Source organism: Cryobacterium sp. RTC2.1, assembly GCF_035018685.1.
GTDB classification, from domain to species: domain Bacteria; phylum Actinomycetota; class Actinomycetes; order Actinomycetales; family Microbacteriaceae; genus Cryobacterium; species Cryobacterium glucosi.
Window position 1 is genome coordinate 1 of sequence record NZ_JASJXJ010000253.1, and the last position, 2,562, is coordinate 2,562.

General features: G+C 68.8%; 3 protein-coding genes and 1 pseudogene. 2 read left to right on the forward strand and 2 right to left on the reverse strand.

Translation table 11 applies throughout. The features are described from left to right. The first annotated feature begins 21 nt into the window (after window positions 1-21). Window positions 22-864: an alpha/beta fold hydrolase gene (locus QN357_RS18520; protein WP_134559972.1), complete on the forward strand. Its 843-nt coding sequence runs from the start codon at window positions 22-24 to the stop codon at window positions 862-864. Here QN357_RS18520 and QN357_RS18525 read toward each other — a convergent pair. Then, complete coding sequence (locus QN357_RS18525) at window positions 836-1,636, reverse strand: alpha/beta hydrolase (protein ID WP_322136060.1); 801 nt, start codon at window positions 1,634-1,636, stop codon at window positions 836-838. The genes QN357_RS18520 and QN357_RS18525 overlap by 29 nt on opposite strands. A 135-nt stretch (window positions 1,637-1,771) precedes the next feature. Between QN357_RS18525 and QN357_RS18530 the strand changes: the two genes are divergently transcribed. Beyond that, entirely contained in the window at window positions 1,772-2,332 is a 561-nt protein-coding gene (locus tag QN357_RS18530; RefSeq protein ID WP_198413439.1) for a cysteine hydrolase family protein, read from the forward strand. Between the two features lie 41 nt (window positions 2,333-2,373). On the opposite strand, the pseudogene QN357_RS18535 reads toward QN357_RS18530, so the two are convergent. After that, a pseudogene (locus tag QN357_RS18535) lies at window positions 2,374-2,562 on the reverse strand (hypothetical protein); the annotation flags it as partial.

A 2,562-nucleotide genomic window follows, 5' to 3' on the forward strand; every position in this document is an offset into this window, starting at 1 on the left:
CCCCCTGCCTAGGATGTCTCCATGGTGTTCATTCAGGACCTGCACCTTCGCGACGGTCGCACGCTCCGCGTGCACGACAGCGCCGCCGACCACGAACTCGACTCGGCCTTCACCGTGCTCTGGCAGCACGGTTCACCCCAGACGGGAGCCCTGCTCGAGCCGTTGCTGTCCGCGGCGGCCGCTCGCGGCATCCGTCTCATCTCGTATGGCCGGCCCGGCTACGGCGGTTCGTCTGCGCTGCCGGGTCGTGACGTGGCCGCCGCGGCCACCGACGTCGAACAGCTTGCCGACGCGCTCGGCATCGCCCGATTCGCCGTCATGGGCGCGTCCGGCGGCGGTCCGCACGCCCTCGCTTGCGCCGCCCTGCTGCCGGAGCGAGTCTCGGCAGTGGGCTGCCTCGCGAGTCTGGCCCCGCTCGACGCCGACGGTATCGACTGGTTCGCCGGCATGGCCACGGACGGAGCCTCCCTCCGCGCGGCACTGCTCGGTCGCGCGGAGCGCACAACGTACGAGGAAACCGTGGACTTCGACCCGGACAGCTTCATCGAGGCGGACTACGACGCACTGGCGGGCCCGTGGGCCTCCCTGGGCACCGATGTCGGCCTGGCTTCGGAAGCGGGGCCGGAGGGCCTGATCGATGATGATCTCGCCTTCGTGGCCCCGTGGGGCTTCCCCGTTTCCGCGGTCTCCGCCCCGGTCCTGCTCCTCCAGGGCGTCAGGGATCGGGTGGTCCCGCCATCTCACGCCGACTGGCTGAGTCGGCGCCTTCCCCGAGCCGAGCTCCGGCTGCGCCCCGACGACGGCCACATTTCCGTGCTCGAGGCGTGTCCAGCGGTCATGGACTGGTTGTACGCGCGGCCGTGATCGCGGCCCCGAGCGCCTCGGCAATCACGCGATCCGCCGAGTCCCGGTGAATCGAATGCCCTGCACCCGCAACGAACGCGTAGCTGAGGTTCGCGTGCCGGGCTGCGAGGCGCTCGCCCTGTTCGGGAAGCACCGATGCGCTGCCCGACGCGGGGTCCGCGCCGAGGAGCCTGACCGGCACCCGGACGTCGTCGAGGTGCGGTTCGAGATCCCAGGGGCTGGTGTCGCTCAGCACGCGCTCGACCGTGAACGGGCTGACCACACGTGCGGCCTCCACCTTCTGGTGCGCGTCTTCCGCGTGCCAGCCCGGGTTCTGGCTGAGTATTCCCGCCGTTGTCGGATCGGTGATCTCCGCGATCGTTTCGGCGAGGAGCGGTGCGACCGAGTCCGGTCCGAGGGTGAGCGGTGGGTCGAGAAGCAAAACGCTCCGAGTCCAGTCGTCGCTGCCCGCCGCGGCGAGGAGCGCGACAGCGCCGCCGAGCGAGTGCCCGATGACCAGGTCCCAGGGCTTCCCCGGCGCCGGGCGGAGCCGCAGCGTGTCGGCGACGAATCCCTCCAGCGGATACGAGGTCGTGCGCGGGGCCCGACCGTGGCCACGCTGGTCGGGAGCGACCACGAACCATCCCTCCGCAGCGAGTCCGCTCGCGACTCGCCACCAGACCGCTCCCGCGGACGTGAGTCCGTGAAGCAGCAGCACGCTCCGCGACGCGGCGGGATCGCCCCAGGTCAGCACGGGCAATTCGACGGAGATTCCGGTATATGTGGCGGTCACGATGTCCTTGCGGGATCGGAAATGAAACGGGGAGGATGGAGCCGAGAATACGGCAGCGCCGTGACACTGCAAATCCGGCCCGTAACAATTAGAGTCGTGTGGGGGAATCGGCACAGGAAACGAAGCGGAGCAGGTGTGAGCACTGGAATTGTGGTCATTGACATCCAGAAGGACTACTTCCCCGGGGGCGCATATCCCCTCTCCGGGAGTGAGTCCGCCGCGGTGGTTGCCCGGGGCGTCCTCGACTCTGCCCGTGCAACCGGCACGACCGTCATACACTTCCAGCACATCGCCACCGAAGCGGATGCGACGTTCTTCGTCCCGGGGACCACAGGCGTCGAGATCTACCCGCTCGTGGCACCGGTGACACCGGAGCGCCACTTCACCAAGGGCTCCGCGAACGCCTTTGTGGACACCGGCCTCGAACGGCTGTTGCGCGCTGAGAACATCGACCACCTTGTCGTCATGGGCATGATGAGCAGCATGTGCATCGATGCGACCTCGAGGGCCGCCCTCGACCTCGGCTTCGCCGTCACCATCGTGCACAACGCCTGCGCGGCGCCTGCCTTCGAGTTCCAGGGCACTGAGGTTCCGGGGGCATCCGTTCATGCCGCCTTCATGGCCGCACTCCGCGATGCCGGTGCCGATGTGCTCGCCGCAGCCGACCTCGACCTCGAGTCGCTCCCGGTCCGCTGACGGAGGCCGTGCCCCGTCACGGTTGGTCACGTCACGGTTGGTCAGTCGCGGTTGGGTGGTCCGGTGAGGACCTGGTGGGCGCGGTGCCTGTTCGGTGGCCGCCAGAGTCGTTGCGGGTCGATCAACCCGGGGGCCCGCACCTGCGGTGAGCCTTTCACCATTCGGATCTCCCACCCGGAGGTATCGATGCTGTGGTGGTGGAACCAGCACAGTAGGACCCCGTTGTCGAC

Bases quoted from the DNA above. Each gene is read 5' to 3' on its own strand.
- QN357_RS18520 (WP_134559972.1), top strand. From the start codon at position 22: ATGGTGTTCATTCAGGACCTGCACCTTCGCGACGGTCGCACGCTCCGC.